Origin of the sequence: Nonomuraea sp. NPDC050022, from assembly GCF_044460705.1 — a bacterium.
Lineage (GTDB): Bacteria > Actinomycetota > Actinomycetes > Streptosporangiales > Streptosporangiaceae > Nonomuraea.
Map to the genome: position 1 here is coordinate 539258 of NZ_JBITKE010000007.1, position 14641 is coordinate 553898.

A 14641-nucleotide genomic window follows, 5' to 3' on the forward strand; every position below is an offset into this window, starting at 1 on the left:
GAACGATCGATAGATTAGGTGGGGGAGGTACGGCACTCCTGAGGTCGAGGGGCCGGCGCTCAGCGCAGGCTGGCCATCACGTGCTTGACCAGGGTGTAGTCCTCCAGCGAGTACGCCGACAGGTCCTTGCCGTGACCTGACTGCTTGAAGCCGCCGTGCGGCATCTCCGAGGCGAGCGGTACGTGGTCGTTGATCCACACGCAGCCGAAGCGCAGCGCCTTCGACACGCGCAGCGCCCGCCCGATGTCGCGCGTCCAGACCGAGGAGGCCAGGCCGTACGGCGTGCCGTTGGCCAGCCTGATCGCCTCCTCCTCCGCGCCGAAACGCTGGACGGTGATGACCGGGCCGAAGATCTCCCGCTGCACCAGCTCGTCGTCCTGCCGCAGCCCGGCCACGACCGTCGGCTCGAAGAAGAACCCGGGCCGCTCGGCCGCCCGCCCCCCGGTGACGACCTCGGCGTGGCCGGGCCGCCGCTCCAGGAAACCGGCCACCCGCTCGCGCTGGCGCAGGCTGTTGACCGGGCCGAGGGTCGTCCGCGGATCACTCATGTCGCCCATCACCCGTTGCCCGGCCTTGGCGGCCAGGCCGGCGACGAGGTCGTCGTACACGCGGGGGGCGGCCAGCACCCGGGTGGCCGCCGTGCAGTCCTGCCCCGCGTTGTAGAACCCGGCGCCGGAGATGATCTCCAGTGCCGCCTCCAGGTCGGCGTCGTCGAACACCACGACCGGCGCTTTGCCGCCGAGTTCGAGATGGGTGCGCTTGAGGGTGCGGGCCGCGTGCTCGGCCACCCATCTGCCGGTCTCGACCGACCCGGTGAGGGAGACGAGCTCGACGTCCGGGTGTTCGACCAGCGCCGCGCCGGGCTCGTTGCCGCCGGCCACGACGTTGAGGACGCCGGGCGGGAAGATGCCGGCGGCCAGTTCGGCGAGCTTGAGCGTGGTCAGCGGGGTCGTCGGCGCGGGCTTGAGCACGCTTGTGCAGCCCGCGGCCAGAGCGGGGCCGATCTTCCACACGGCCATCATCATCGGGTAGTTCCACGGCGTGATCTGGCCGACCACGCCCACGGGCTCGCGGCGGATCATCGAGGTGTAGCCGGCCACGTACTCGCCGGCCGCCTTGCCCTCCAGGCAGCGGGCGGCGCCGGCGAAGAAGCGCAGGTTGTCGGCCATGGCGCCGATCTCATCGCTCGCGACCACGTGCAGGGGTTTGCCGGCGTTCGCGGACTCCAGCCCGGCCAGTTCCGCGGCGTGCTCCTCGATCGCGTCCGCCAGCTTGAGCAGCGCGAGCGCGCGTTGTCCCGGGGTGGTCTCGGCCCAGCCGGGAAAGGCCGCCTTGGCCGCCGCCACCGCCCGGTCGACGTCCTCGGGCCCGGATCGGGGGGCCTGCGCGATCGTCTCGCCCGTCGCCGGATCGAGCACGGGCATCGTCGCGGCGGCGAGCGGTTCGGTGAACTCGCCGTCGATGAAGTTCCGCAGAACGGTCATGTCTCGCTCTCCAAACCGGCGCGCCGCCGCAGCTCCACTTTGTCGATCTTGCCGATGGGCAGCTTCGGCAGCTCGGCCGCCAGCCGGAACACCTTCGGCACCTTGTAGTTGGCCAGCCGCGCCCGCGCGTACTCGCGCAGCTCACCCGCCGTCACCGGCCCGGCCGCCACGACGAACGCGTGCCCGACCTCGCCCCAGCGCTCGTCGGGCACCCCGACCACGGCGGCCAGCGCGACGGCCGGATGCTCCTCGATCGCGGCCTCGATCTCGCGCGGGTAGACGTTGTAGCCGCCCGACTTGAACATCTCCTTGAGCCTTCCGACCAGGCGGATGTGGCCGCCCGGTTCCTGTACGGCCAGGTCGCCGGTGTGCAGCCAGCCCTCATCGTCGATCGCCGCCCTGGTCGCCTCCGGAGCGCGCCAGTAGCCGCGAGTGATGAAGTCGCCCCGGATGAGCAACTCGCCCGCCGCGCCGTCGCCGTCGGGAGCGCGCAGGGTGACCTCGTAGTGCGGATCCACCCGGCCCACGCTCCAGGCCAGCACCTCCAGCGGGTCGTCCGGGCCGGTGTAGGTCACCGAACCGGTCGACTCGGTGAGGCTGTAGCTGGTGGCCAGGTGCGCGCCCGTCTTGGCCAGCGTCCGCAGCAGGCTGTGGGGCGCGGCGGCCCCGCCCCACACGATGTACTCCAGCGAGCCGAGGTCGCACTGCGACCACTCCGGCGTCCCCACCATCGCCAGCAGCTGCGTCGGAATGCAGTACAGGTGCGTCAGGCGCTCGCTCTCCACCAGGCGCAGGGCGCCGGCCGGATCGAAGCGCGGCATGTACACCACCGTGCCGCCGGCGGTGAGGATGGAGGTGCTGATGTCGCCGAGACCGCCGATGTGGTTGAGCGGCAGGTCGCACAGCTTGCGGGGCGCCTGGCCGTACCACCGTCCGGCCTGCACCACGCCGCAGTGGGCCAGCCCCCGGTGCGGGACGAGCGCGCCCTTGGGCCTGCCGGTGCTGCCCGAGGTGTAGATCATCGCCGCCGGGTCCAGCGGCCGGACCTGCTCGCGGGCGCTGGCCAGGTGCTCTCCCGGCTGCGCGGCGTCGAGGAAGTCCTCGTAGGACAGTGACAGCCCGTCCACCGCGCGGCCGCTGGTCACCACGCGCATCGGCGCCAGGCAGCGCAGCGCGTTCAGCGTCTCGGGCTGGGTGGCGTCGTCGAGCATGCCGAACAGCAGCGCCGGCTCGCTGTCGGCGACCACGTGGGACAGCTCGGCGAGGGTGTACTTGGGGTTCAGCCCCACCCAGATGCCGCCGATGCTCGCCGTGGCCAGGAAGACCACGAAGCATTCCGGCCGCGGGTGGCCGAGCAGCGCCACCCGGTCGCCGTGCCGCACGCCGGCGGCCAGCAGCGCGGCCGCGCACCGGTCGACGTCCGCGCGCAGCCGCTCATACGTCCAGCGGCCGCTGTGGCCGACGAGCGCCTCCCGGGCCGGACGATGGGTGGCCCAGTGGGTGACGTAGTCGGTGATGCGCGCCAGCTGCGGGAGGCTCATACCGGCACCGTCTCATGGGCCGGCGACAGCAGCCGCCTGGCGTTGCCGTGCAGCAGCGCGTCCAGCGTCTCGGTCCGCAGGCCGAGGCCATGCCACTCGCGCAGCGCCCGCAGGTGCGGGAAGACCGGCCAGTCGGTGGCGAAGAGCACCTGGTCGCGCAGGACCCGGTCCATGAAGCGCAGCATCGTCTCCCAGCCCGATCCCGGCACGCCGAGATACTTGGGGGCCAGGCCGCCGAAGTCGACGAGCACGTTGGGGTGACGCCGCGCCACGGCCACGATCTCCGGCACCCACGGCCACGCCCCGTGGCAGGCGATGAGCGTCGCCTCGGGGAAGTCGCAGGCCACCTGGTCCAGGCGGATGGGGCGTTCGGCCTCGATCGGGTGGCGGCGCGAGTAGTTGACGCCCGTGTGAATGGCGATCGCCAGCCCCAGCTCGATGGCCTTGGCGTAGAGCGGGTACAGCTGCCGGTCGTCGATCGCGTGGCCGAAGAAGGACGGCTGCACGTTGATCCCGGAAAGTCCCAGCGCGGCCACCCGCTCGACCTGGCGTACGGCGCGCATGATCGACAATGGGTCCAGCGTCACCGTCCCGAAGCCGGAGAAGCGGTCGGGCCGCAGCCGTACCTGCTCGGCCACCTCCTCGTTGAGGGCGTCGGCGTAGTCGCCGTGCTCGTACTCCGCGTGCAGCACGGCGTGCCCGACCCCGGCCTCGTCCAATTCGGCGAGCAGGTCGTCCATGCCCTTGTGCCAGCCGTCGCCGATGTCCAGGACCGCCTCGTACTGGGTGTAGACCTCGCCGCCGGCCGACAGCGGGGGGCGGGCGGCGCTGGGCACCCGTACGCGGAAGTCGATGATCGTCGAAGTCGGCGGGCCGGTCAGATCCATGTGGTGTTCCTCCTGAGGGGTGCGGCGGGGTCGTTCACCGGGACAGGCCGGCGGGCCTGCGGTGTCGCCATGGGTGGGCGCGTTCGAGCTGGCCGGCCAGGGCCAGGACGGTGCCGTCGCGCCATCGGCCGCCGATGAGCTGGACGCCGAGCGGCAGGCCGTCGCTCTGCTCCACCAGCGGGATGGAGATGGCGGGCAGGCCCAGCATGTTCGACAGGGCCGTCAGGGAGGCGGTCTCCTCCGCGCGCCGCAGCGGCAGCCACGGGTCGGCGTCCTGCCCCTGCCACAGGGCGCCCTCGCTCGGCGCCAGGACGGGGTTGGTCGGGGTCAGGACGACGTCGACGGCCTGCCACGCCCGGTACATCTGCGCCGAGCGCAGCTGCAGTTCGAGCATGGTCGTCACGTACGTCAGCGAGTCGGTCTCGCGGGCGGCCCGGCGAAGGGTGCGGTTCAGCGGCTCGACGGCGGACTCGTCCACGACCGCGCAGTCGGCCGAGCCCGTGGCGTACAGGATCTCGAAACGGGGCTGGAACCAGTCGGGGTCGAGCCCGGGAATGCTCTGCTCGACCACCTCGTGGCCGAGGTCGGCCAGCAGGTCGGCGGCCCGGCGGGCCAGCGCGGCGGCCGAGGGATGGACCTCGGCGGGGAAGGCGGGCTGCAGGTTGAGCCCGACGCGCAGCCGCCGCGGGTCACGCCCGGCCTGGCGCCGGTAGGGCTCCTCAGCCGGGGGAGCGCTGTACCAGGTGGATTGGGGGGCTGCCGCGAAGAGGTCCAGGATCGCCGCGGTGTCCAGCACGGTGCGGGTGAGCACCCCCTCGGTGGCGAAGCCCTCCATGTAGTGGGCGTCGGAGGGGACGCGGCCGCGGCTCGGCTTGAGCCCGACGAGCCCGCAGTAGCTGGCCGGCTCGCGGATGGAGCCCGCCCCGTCGGATCCGTGCGCCACGGGCAGCAGCCCGGCCGCCACGGCCGCGGCCGCGCCGCCGCTGGAACCGCCCGGGCTGCGCGTCAGATCCCAGGGGCTGCGGGTGACGCCGTGACGCGTCGACTCGGTGACCGACACGGTGCCGAACTCGGGCGAGGTCGTCGCGCCGACGAACACGAACCCCGCCTCCCGCAATGCCCTGACCGCCGGCGCGTCGGCGGCCATCACGCGGTGCTCGACGCCGTTGGAGGCGCTGCACAGCGGCCAGCCGCGTACCGGATGCAGGTCCTTGATCGCGATGGGGACGCCCAGGAACGGCGGCAGCGGCCCGCCCGCCGCCACCCGCGCGTCGGCCGCGTCGGCGGCCTGGCGGGCCCGCTCGTGGTCGAGGTGGCAGAAGGCGTTCAGCGCGGGATCGAGCGCGTCGATGCGCGCCAGGTAGCCTTCCAGCACCTGCCGCGCGCCGATCTGACCGGCCGCGATGCCTTCGGCCAGTTCGGTGGCGCTCGGCCAGCCATCTGGCCCGGTGCCGACCGGTTCCCCGAGCGCTGGGGTGGTTGCGGTCATCGTGTCTCCTTCGCTTCTTGAACGATGCGGCGGGCAGGGCGCCAGCCGGGGCCGGGGACGCTCGCGCGCAGCAGCCGCGTGTACGGATGCTCGGGCGCGTCGAGCACCTGGCCGGTGGGTCCGCGTTCGACGATCGAGCCGTGCCGCATGACGATGACCTCGTCGCTGACCTGGCGGACCACGGCGAGGTCGTGGCTGATGAACAGGTAGGCCACGCCGGTGCGCTCGCGTACCTGCGACAGCACGTTGAGAACCTGGGCCTGGATGGAGACATCCAGCGCGGCGACGGACTCATCCAGGATGAGGACGCGCGGTTCGGCGGCGAGCGCCCTGGCGATGGCCACCCGCTGGCGCTGCCCGCCCGACAGCCTGGCCGGCCGCGCCGCCATCTGGCGTTCGTCGAGTCCGACGAGGTCGGCCAGCTCCGCCACCCTGGCGCGCCGCCGCCCGCGATCCAGAGCGGTGTGCAGCCGCAGGACCTCCTCCACCGCGGCGGCGGGGCTCTGGCGCGGGTCGAGGCTGGCGTAGGGGTCTTGGAAGACGATCTGGACCTCGCCGCCGCGCCGGCGGCGTTCGCGCGCCGAGCGGGCCGGCTGGGAGCGGTCGCGGCCGCAGGCGGTGACGCGCCCGGCCGTCGGCCGTTCCAGGCCCACGATCATGCGGGCCACGGTGGTCTTGCCCGATCCCGACTCGCCGACGACGGCCAGCGCGCCGGCGGGCGGCAGCGAGAAGCTCACCTCCCCTACGGCGACGGCCTGCCCGAACACCTTGCGTAGCCCTTCGACCCGCAAGATCGCCTCACTCATGCGGCACCGCCCGCTCCTGGCGCAGCTCCTCGGCCCGCAGGCAGGCCACCTGCCCGCCCTCCAGGGGCCGCAGGTCCGGCCGGGTGTCGTGGCAGCGCTGCCGTACGTGCGCGCACCGGGTGGCGAACGGGCAGCCGTGCGGCGCCTCGAAGGCCGACAGCGGTCGGCCCGGGGTGGTCACCAGGCGCTCGGCCCGCCGCTCCAGGCTGGGGCGGGCGGCGCTCAGCGCCGCGGTGTAGGGGTGCAGCGGGTGCTGGTGCAGCAGCGCCGAGGCGCGCACCTCCATGACGCGGCCCGCGTACATCACCGCGGTCCGGTCGCAGACGGCCGCCGCGAGTTCGAGGTCGTGGGTGATGAACAGCATGGCCAGCCCGCGCTCGCGGCGCAGCTCGTCGAGGATGGCCATCACCTCGGCCTGGGTGGTGACGTCGAGCGCGGTGGTGGGCTCGTCGGCCAGCAGCAGGAGCGGCTCGGTGAGCAGCGCCGCCGCGATCATGACGCGTTGCAGCAGCCCGCCCGACAGTTCGTGCGGGTACTGCCGCAGCCGTCGCCGGCCGCCGGCCACGCCCACCTCCTCCAGCACGCCCACGGCGCGCTCTTCGGCGGCCCGCCGGGGGGTGCGCCCATGGGCGCGCAGGGCCTCGGTGAGGAAGTCGCCGACCGTGCGCACCGGGTTGATGTGCGCGCGCGGATCCTGGAAGACCATGGGCACGCGGCGGCGCAGCTCGCGCAGCGCGGGCCCGCGCAGTGCCGCGACGTCGGCCCCGCCGAAACGGATGCTGCCCTCGGCGTGCGCGCCCGCGGGCAGCAGGCGCACGATCGAGCGGGCCGTCATGGACTTGCCCGAGCCCGATTCGCCGACCAGGCCGACCGCTTCGCCCGCGCCGACGCTCAGCGACACCTGGCTGAGGACCGTCCTCGGGAGGCCTTGCAGCGGCAGCGTCACGGTCAGGCCCTTGATGTCGAGCAGGTCGCTCATGCGGCGGTTGATCGGGTCGCTCATGCGGTGCCTCCCCGGCCGGGCCGCCACCAGCGCGACGGCCCGAAGGCCGCGCCCTGCCCGGAGTCGTCGGACAGCCGTTCGCCGAGCACGTTGAACGCCACGACCAGGACGACGATGCAGCCGCCCGCCAGCGACGACTCGGCGAGATAGCCCTGAAGGACGCCCGGCTGCCCGCCGGCGACCATGACGCCCCAGTCCGCGGCGGGCGGCCGCACCCCGAGGCCGAAGTAGGACACGATGGCCAGATCAACCATCGCGTACCCGAAGAACAGCGTGGCCTGGGCGGCGATGAGCGGCATGAGGTTGGGCACGAGGTGGCGCAGGCAGATCGCCACCGACCCGGCCCCCTGCACCTCCAGCGCCTGGACATAGGGTTTGCGGCGCTCGGCCAGAGCGGCGCTGCGCAGCAGCCGCGCGATGTAGGGGACGTAGGCCACGGAAAGGGCGAGTACCGCCGCGCTCAGGCCGGGACCGAAGACGGCCGCCACCAGCATCGCGAGCAGAACCCCCGGGAAGGCGAACACCACATCCAGGGCCGCCGACACCACGGAGTCCAGCCAGCCGCCGAACCAGGCGGCCGCGATGGCGATGAGCGTGCCCGCCGTCATGCTCAGCGCGACGACCCACAGCGGGCCCAGCAGCGAGGTCCGCGCGCCGGTCAGCAGGCGCGCCAGCAGATCGCGGCCCTGCCCGTCGAAGCCGAGCGGGTGCCCGGGCCCGGGTGGCGCGTAGGCGTTGGCCAAGTCGCTGGCGTCCGGGTCGGCCGAGGTCAGCGCCGGTCCGAGCACGGCCAGCACGACCGCCGCGACGATCACGACCGCGGCCGTCGTGCCGAGCACCCCCAGGCCGCCGCGGCGGCCCCTGCCCAGCAGCGCCAGCGCCGTCATGCTCGCCCGCCCAGCTTGATCCGGGGGTCCAGGAGCGCCGCCCCGACGTCGACCAGGGCGTTGACCAGGACGAAGGCGGTGACCAGTACGAGCGAGATGCCCTGCACGACGGCGAAGTCCTTGGACAGGGCGGCGCTGACGAGGTAGGCGCCCAGCCCGTTGAGGCTGAAGGCGCGTTCCACCACGGCCGCCAGCGCGATCATCGAGGCGACCGTCATGCCGGCCAGCGTGCTGATCGGGACGGCGGCGTTGCGCAGGGCGTGGCGGCGCACGAGCGCCGGGTAGGGCAGTCCCCGGCTGATCGCCGTCTGGACGTGTTCGCGGCCCATCTCCTGGCGCACGGTGGTGCGGGTGACCCGCGCGACGGCCGCGGTGGCGGACGCCGCCAGGGCCAGGGCCGGAAGGGTGAGATGCCGGATCCCCTCCCACAGCCCCGCGCCGTTGCCGAGGGCCGGCAGCCACCGCAGCCGTACCGCGAAGACGCCGATGAGGACGATCGCCGCCACGAAGGGCGGGACGGCCACCACCAGCGCGCTCGACATCACCACGATCGCGTCCACGACTCCCGGCCGAAGGGCCGCCAGCAGCCCGAGCGCCACCCCGCCGACCAGCACGATCAGGGCCGCGTAAAGGATCAGGGCGATGGTCGTGCCGGAGCGGGAGGAGATGAGGTCCGACACGTCCTGGCGCAGGATGATCGACACGCCGAGGTCGCCGCGCACGGCGTTGCCCAGCCAGGTGACGTACTGCACGAGGAACGGCTCGTTCAGGTGGTAGCGCTGCACGAGGACGGCCACGCTCTCCGGCGGCAGCGACCGGCCGCCCGAGAGGGTGGCCAGCGGGTTGCCCGGCGCCAGCGACAGCCCGGCGAAGACCACGAAGCTCGACACCAGCAGGGTCGCGGCCAGCATGAGCGCCCGTCGCATGAGGTAGGCGGCCATGTGCCTAGCCCACCGCCCCGAGCTTGCTCGCCCACGGGGCGAACAGGTGCTGGGAGGAGACCGTGGCGCCGGTGAGTTTGGCGTTCAGGACCAGGACGGTGTCCGGGGCGGCGATCGGGATCCAGGGCAGGTCCTTGGTCACGATCGCCTGCGCGCCTGCGGTGGCCTCGGCCCGCTGCCGCGCGTCGGCGCTGCCACGGGCCCGTCGCAGCAGGCTCGCCGCCTCGGGGTTGCGGTAGCGGCCGTAGTCCTGCGGGCCGCCCGGCAGGGACAGTGTCGCGTAGAGGGCTCCGGGATCGGCCCAGTTGGGATAGTTGGTGGTGAAGAAGCCGTCGATGTCGGCGCGGGCCTTCGGATCGAGGAAGAACCCGCTGTAGGCGTCGGTGGACACCGCCTTCAACTCGGCCTTGAGGCCGATCTTCTCGGCCGCCGACTTGACCAGGTTGGCCTCGGTGGCCAGCTTGTTGAGCTCGTTGCTCATGCCGAACCGCACGGTCTTACCGCTCGCGCCGGCCTCCTGGATGAGCCTGCGGGCGCCGTCGAGGTCCACGCCGGGAGCGGGCAGCGCGTCCCAGGCGGCCTGGAAGACCTCGCGCTGGGCTCCCCAGGTGCCCGGGGTGGCGAGGGCGCGAGCCGGCTGGGCGCTGCCCTTGTACAGGGTGCGGATGTAGGACTCGCGGTCGATGGCCAGCGACAGGGCGCGGCGCACGCGCGGGTCGGCGAGCGGGCCCCGGCCCATGTCGGCGACGATGAGCGCGTCGATGAGGTAGGACGGGCCGTGGTAGACCTTGACGGTGCCGCTGGCGCGGATCTGTTCCATCGTCGACAGCGGCAGTTCGAGGTAGGCGCCGTCCACTTCCCCGGTGAGCAGCGCCGCCGTCAGCGTGGTCTCGTCGGGGATGCCCTTGAAGTCGATCCGCCGCACCAGCGGCGACTCGGCGCGGTTCCAGTAGCCGTCGTTGCGCACCACCGACAGGACGTCGCCGGTGTGCCACTGGCCGAGCTTGAAGGAGCCGGTGCACATGGCGCCGCCCTTCACCGTGCCGTAGTCCTTGCCCTTGGCCTGGACGTAGCGTTTGGAGACCACCATGCCCGGCATGTACGACAGGACGTCGCGCAGCCAGTAGTCCGGCTGCCTCAGCTTCAGGGTGACCTCCAGCGGGCCGCTGGCCTCGACCGAGGCCACCCGGTCCAGGACGGGCACCCAGTAGCCGCCGCCCTTGGGGTCGCGGTTGCGCTCGATGCTGAAGGCGACGTCGTCCGCGGTCATGGGGGAGCCGTCCCAGAACCGCACGCCTTCGCGCAGCGTCAGGACGGCGGTCTTCGGGTCGGGGAAGTCCAGTCGCGTGGCCAGGCCCGGCTCCACCGAGCCGTCCGGGCTCTGGCGGAACAGCGACTCGCACATGAGGCTCGTCACGGTGATCTCGGGATAGTCGCCCGCGGTGATCGGGTCGATCGAGGTGGTGCCGCGATACAGCGCCCAGGTGACGCTGTCGACCTGCCCGACCCCGGCCGGGGTGATCGTGACGAGGTCCTTTCGCGGTGTGCCGCCCGGGGCCGGCGTCGAGGCGGCGCCGTTGTCGCGGTAGCAGCCGGCCGCCAGTATCGCCAGCGCCACCGCGGTGGCCGCGACGGTCTTTGTCCGCACGCGTTGCATCTGAACCACCCATCGTCAAGCTAAGTAGTCGAACGATCGCTCAAATAAATGCCTACGTCAAGGCATGACTTCTCTAAAGGGATGCTTCGACCTCGCCCAGCGCCTCGCCGAGGACGTCGAGGAACATCTCGCAGTCCGCCCCGCTCAGCACCAGGGGCGGCTTGATCTTGAGCACGTTGCCGTCCGGTCCGTCCGTCGAGACCAGCACCCCGCGCGCCTTCACCGCCTCCTTGACCGCGCTCGCCTGCGCGCCGGCCGGCCGCCGATCGTCCAGGCTCAGCTCCACGCCGAGGAACAGCCCCTCGCCCCGCACGTCCCCGATCAGCCGATGCCGCTCCTGCAGCCGGCGCAACCCGCCGAGCAGCTGCTCGCCGCGCCGGCGCGCGCGGGCCTGCAGCCCCTCCTCACCTACGACGTCGAGCACGGCCAGCCCGATCTCGGCCGAGACCGGGTTGCCGCCGAAGGTGTTGAAGTACTCCATCCCGGTCTCGAACGAGCGCGCGATCTCCGGCGTCGTCACCACGGCGGCGAGCGGATGACCGTTGCCCAGGGGTTTGCCGAGCGTGACGATGTCGGGCACGACGCCCTGTAACTCGAACCCCCAGAAGGTCCGGCCCACCCGTCCCAGCCCCACCTGCACCTCGTCGGCCACGCACACCCCGCCGGCCCGCCGCACATGCTCGAACGCGCCGCGCAGGTAGCCGTCGGGGTAGACGATCTGACCGCCGCAACTCTGCAGCGACTCGGCGAAGAACGCGGCCGGCCGGCGCCCGGCCGCCGCCAGCCCGGCCAGCCGCTCGGCGACCGAAGCGGCGTAGCGCGGGCCGAGATCGCCCTCGCGTCCGGCGCGCAGCCGGCCCCGGTAGGGATCGGGCAGTTCGCAGACGTGGGTGGTGTCCGGCCGGCCGCGCCCGCCAGGTCGGTTGAACTTGTACGGGCTCAGGGCGATCTGCGAGCTGAGATGGCCGTGGTAGGCGTGGTCGAGGACCAGGACGTCCTCGGCGCCCGTATGCGCCGTGGCCAGCCGCAGCGCCAGGTCGTTGGCCTCGGAGCCGGAGTTGACGAAGAAGCAGACCCGCAACGGGTCCGGCAGCAGCTCCACCAGGCGGCGGGCGTACTCCACGACGGATTCATGCAGATACCGGGTGTTGGTGTTGAGCCGGGCCGCCTGCCGACGGCCCGCGGCCACCACCCGGGGATGGCAGTGCCCCACATGGCAGACGTTGTTGACCAGGTCCAGCCACGGCCGGCCGGAGGCGTCGAAGAGATAGGCGCCCTCACCCCGCACGATGTGCAGCGGCTCGCGATAGGACAGGCTCATCGCCCGGCTGAGGTTCGTCCGCCGGCGCGCCGCGATGGCGGCCGTCTGCCGCCGTGGCCGCGCCGCGCCGCCCGCCCGGCCGTGGAGCAGGCCGGGGTCGATGCTGACGGCGGTCCACAGGTCCGCCTCGTCGGCGGGCGCGGTGTCCGGGATGCCGGCTCCCATGCCGAGCAGGTGGGTCAGCAGCTGCACGCGTAGCGGCGCCGCCTGGCCGGTGCTCCCCAGGCGCGCGCCCGGTCTCGTTTCGCCGCCGGGAGTCAGGTGCGTGATCGAGTCCGGGTCCAGGTGCCGGTAGAGGGTCCAGAACGGTACGCCGCCGCCGGTGCGGTGTTCGAGCACGACGACCCCGGTGCCGGGCCGCACGCTGTGCACGAGCGAGGGGAGGGGGCACCGCACCGTGACGCCCTCGCCGGCGGGCAGCTCGCCGCCCAGATTGATCTCCGGACGCTTTCCGGGCGGCGTCGTGGACCGCTCGCCGTAGCGAGCCGATGCGGCGGCGTCTTCTGGGATGACGTCCTCTGGCGCGGTGTCCTCTGGCGCGGTGTCCTCGTCCAGCAGGGGCACCGGGCGGGCGGCGCCGGACTCGAAGTGCTGGCGTACGGCGCGGGCCAGCGGGTTGGGCGCGAACCCGACCGCCTCGCGCAGCCGGAAATGGGCCAGATCCGGGCTGGTCCCGGCCAGCCGCCGCAGCACCTGTGTCACGCCGTGCCGGCTGACCAGCAAGTACGCGTTGGCCGGGTCGCCGGCGTGCTGGTGGGCCGACAGGCACACGCTCATCGCCAGCCGGGTGCGCATCAGGTCGAACAGCACCTCCAGCTCGGCCGGCCGCAGCGGCGACACCTCGTCGTACCCGCTCACCAAAGGCAGCACCGCCCGCAGCGGATCGGCGTGCCCCTGCATCGCGTACGCCCCTGCCACCGCCAGCCCGCAGATGCGCGGGTTCCACGCCACGTCACCGAAGTCGATCAGCGCGGCCACCTCGCCGGCGTCGTCCACCAGGATGTTGAGCTCGTTGGCGTCGTTGTGGATCACCTGGTGGGGCAGTGCCGCGACGCGCGGCGCGACATGCGCGCCGTAGCGGTCGAACACCTCGCTCACCAGCGGCCGCAGCTCGCCGTCCAGCAGCGGCGCGTGGCCGGCGACCGCGGGGGCGGCGGTCAGGTTCCACACCAGCTCGCGCCGCATCCCGGGGTGGGTGAAGCCGGCCAGCGCCTGGTCGACGGCGGCCACATGACGGCCCAGGTCGCGCAGGCGCCGCGCCGTCGGCTCGACCTGCGTCCAGGGGCGGCCGGCCAGCCAGGTGAGCACCCTGGCCGTACGCGGGCCGTCGGCCCACGAGGCGGCGGCCGAGCGGCGTCCGTCCAGGCTCGCCACCACGCGCGGGGCCGGTGGCGCGCCGGCCTGTCCGGCCAGGTGCAGCAGCACGGCGTCCTGCAGGGCGAGCTCGGCGGGGTCGGTGTCCGGCGCGTGCAGCTTGAGGACGTAGCGCTCGCCGCCGGCGGTGCTGACCTGGAAGTTGCGGTCCTTCTCTCCTGGCAGCGGCGTCAGCCTGCCCTCCAGACCGTAGAGATCGCGGGCGAGAGCGGCGGCCTGCTCCAGCTCGCCGTCCGAACGCGGGTCCGGTTCGCTCGCCGAGCTCGGGTCCGGCGCGCCGCTCGAACGCGGGTCCAGCTTCTCGCCCGACCTCGGGTCCGGTGCGCCGTCCGAACGCGGGGACGACGTGGCCCGCCGCCCGTCCTCATGGTGCGTACGCGTCACGTCGCTCTCCCCCTCAAGGCTGGTATGTTGTCGAACGATCGCTCAAATTAGTGGCGATGTCAAGACACTGGCGGGCCCGCGCGCTCGCGGGCCCGCAGGTCACGCTCCGCTCGGCTTGCGGCGCGGCTCGATCGCCAGCTCGACCCGTTCGAGCAGCAGCTCGGAATCGGGGATGGTCAGATCGCGCACCTCAAGCGGCCGCCCGTCGCGGTTGGCGCCCATCAGCGCGAGCCCCATGTCGGCGAACCGCTCACACAGCTGCGCGATGTCCAGCTCCCCGCCGGGGCGGTACCAGTGCGCGATCCCGGTCGCCATCTGCAGCAACGCCAGCCGCGCGACATTGCCGCGATCCTTGAACACGCCGGCCCGGACGCCGGCCTCCAGGGTGTCGGCCCACACCTTCTCGTAGGCGTCACGCAGCCGCAGGATGTCGCGCCGGGCCTGCCCGGTCAGCGCCTGGAACTCATGGTCGGCCACCTTGGCGGCGCGCGGATTACGCGCGTGGAAGGCGACGTGCACGGCGATGAGCGCGACCAGCCGCTCGGCGGGGTCGTCGATGTCGCGGACCGTCTCCTCGCTGCCGGCCGCCAGCACCTCCATGACCCGGCGCGTGACCGCCTCCAGCAGCTCGTCCTTGGAGGAGGCGTAGTAGTACATCGCCGACACGGCCACCTCCGCGGCCACGGAGATGTCGCGGATGCCCGTGCCGTGGAAGCCTCGCTCGGAGAACAGCCAGCAGGCGGTGCGTAGCAGCCGCAGCTCCGTGCGGGCCGACTGAGCCCGCCGCGCGGACGTCGCCTTCATCCGGCCGCCCTTCGTCTGGCGGCTGCCGGCCGTCTGGTTGCCCGTCTGGTTGGTGGTGGCCAT

At 73.0% G+C, this 14641-nt stretch carries 11 protein-coding genes; all 11 read right to left on the minus strand.

The annotated features are described in order from the left end of the window. Window positions 1–59: 59 nt before the first annotated feature. A complete protein-coding gene (locus tag ACIBO2_RS31555) occupies window positions 60–1484 on the minus strand; it encodes a gamma-aminobutyraldehyde dehydrogenase (protein WP_397301508.1) in 1425 nt (474 codons plus the stop codon). Then, the gene (locus tag ACIBO2_RS31560) at window positions 1481–3025 is read right to left on the minus strand and encodes a class I adenylate-forming enzyme family protein (RefSeq protein ID WP_358549458.1); all 1545 of its coding nucleotides are present in this window, start codon (window positions 3023–3025) and stop codon (window positions 1481–1483) included. Before ACIBO2_RS31560 ends, ACIBO2_RS31555 begins: the two co-directional genes overlap by 4 nt. Beyond that, a complete protein-coding gene (locus ACIBO2_RS31565; RefSeq protein ID WP_358549461.1) occupies window positions 3022–3912 on the minus strand; it encodes an amidohydrolase family protein in 891 nt (296 codons plus the stop codon). Before ACIBO2_RS31565 ends, ACIBO2_RS31560 begins: the two co-directional genes overlap by 4 nt. Window positions 3913–3946: 34 nt before the next feature. Beyond that, the gene (locus tag ACIBO2_RS31570; protein WP_358549463.1) at window positions 3947–5401 is read right to left on the minus strand and encodes an amidase; all 1455 of its coding nucleotides are present in this window, start codon (window positions 5399–5401) and stop codon (window positions 3947–3949) included. Continuing rightward, window positions 5398–6207, minus strand: a complete 810-nt coding sequence (locus ACIBO2_RS31575) for an ATP-binding cassette domain-containing protein (protein ID WP_358549466.1) — start codon at window positions 6205–6207, stop codon at window positions 5398–5400. The genes ACIBO2_RS31570 and ACIBO2_RS31575 overlap by 4 nt, the downstream gene beginning before the upstream one ends. Continuing rightward, window positions 6200–7210, minus strand: a complete 1011-nt coding sequence (locus tag ACIBO2_RS31580) for an ABC transporter ATP-binding protein (protein ID WP_358549469.1) — start codon at window positions 7208–7210, stop codon at window positions 6200–6202. The genes ACIBO2_RS31575 and ACIBO2_RS31580 overlap by 8 nt, the downstream gene beginning before the upstream one ends. After that, a complete protein-coding gene (locus ACIBO2_RS31585) occupies window positions 7207–8097 on the minus strand; it encodes an ABC transporter permease (RefSeq protein ID WP_397301514.1) in 891 nt (296 codons plus the stop codon). The genes ACIBO2_RS31580 and ACIBO2_RS31585 overlap by 4 nt, the downstream gene beginning before the upstream one ends. Beyond that, complete coding sequence (locus ACIBO2_RS31590) at window positions 8094–9038, minus strand: ABC transporter permease (RefSeq protein ID WP_397301516.1); 945 nt, start codon at window positions 9036–9038, stop codon at window positions 8094–8096. The genes ACIBO2_RS31585 and ACIBO2_RS31590 overlap by 4 nt, the downstream gene beginning before the upstream one ends. Before the next feature lie 4 nt (window positions 9039–9042). Continuing rightward, window positions 9043–10686, minus strand: a complete 1644-nt coding sequence (locus ACIBO2_RS31595) for an ABC transporter substrate-binding protein (RefSeq protein WP_397301519.1) — start codon at window positions 10684–10686, stop codon at window positions 9043–9045. An 82-nt stretch (window positions 10687–10768) separates the two neighbouring features. Beyond that, window positions 10769–13774: an aminotransferase class III-fold pyridoxal phosphate-dependent enzyme gene (locus tag ACIBO2_RS31600; protein WP_397301522.1), complete on the minus strand. Its 3006-nt coding sequence runs from the start codon at window positions 13772–13774 to the stop codon at window positions 10769–10771. 99 nt (window positions 13775–13873) lie between these two features. Continuing rightward, a complete protein-coding gene (locus ACIBO2_RS31605; protein ID WP_358549484.1) occupies window positions 13874–14641 on the minus strand; it encodes a TetR/AcrR family transcriptional regulator in 768 nt (255 codons plus the stop codon).

Bases quoted from the DNA above. Each gene is read 5' to 3' on its own strand.
- ACIBO2_RS31575 (WP_358549466.1), bottom strand. From the start codon at position 6,207: ATGAGTGAGGCGATCTTGCGGGTCGAAGGGCTACGCAAGGTGTTCGGG.
- ACIBO2_RS31590 (WP_397301516.1), bottom strand. From the start codon at position 9,038: ATGGCCGCCTACCTCATGCGACGGGCGCTCATGCTGGCCGCGACCCTG.
- ACIBO2_RS31580 (WP_358549469.1), bottom strand. From the start codon at position 7,210: ATGAGCGACCCGATCAACCGCCGCATGAGCGACCTGCTCGACATCAAG.
- ACIBO2_RS31585 (WP_397301514.1), bottom strand. From the start codon at position 8,097: ATGACGGCGCTGGCGCTGCTGGGCAGGGGCCGCCGCGGCGGCCTGGGG.
- ACIBO2_RS31555 (WP_397301508.1), bottom strand. From the start codon at position 1,484: ATGACCGTTCTGCGGAACTTCATCGACGGCGAGTTCACCGAACCGCTC.
- ACIBO2_RS31565 (WP_358549461.1), bottom strand. From the start codon at position 3,912: ATGGATCTGACCGGCCCGCCGACTTCGACGATCATCGACTTCCGCGTA.
- ACIBO2_RS31570 (WP_358549463.1), bottom strand. From the start codon at position 5,401: ATGACCGCAACCACCCCAGCGCTCGGGGAACCGGTCGGCACCGGGCCA.
- ACIBO2_RS31605 (WP_358549484.1), bottom strand. From the start codon at position 14,641: ATGGCCACCACCAACCAGACGGGCAACCAGACGGCCGGCAGCCGCCAG.
- ACIBO2_RS31560 (WP_358549458.1), bottom strand. From the start codon at position 3,025: ATGAGCCTCCCGCAGCTGGCGCGCATCACCGACTACGTCACCCACTGG.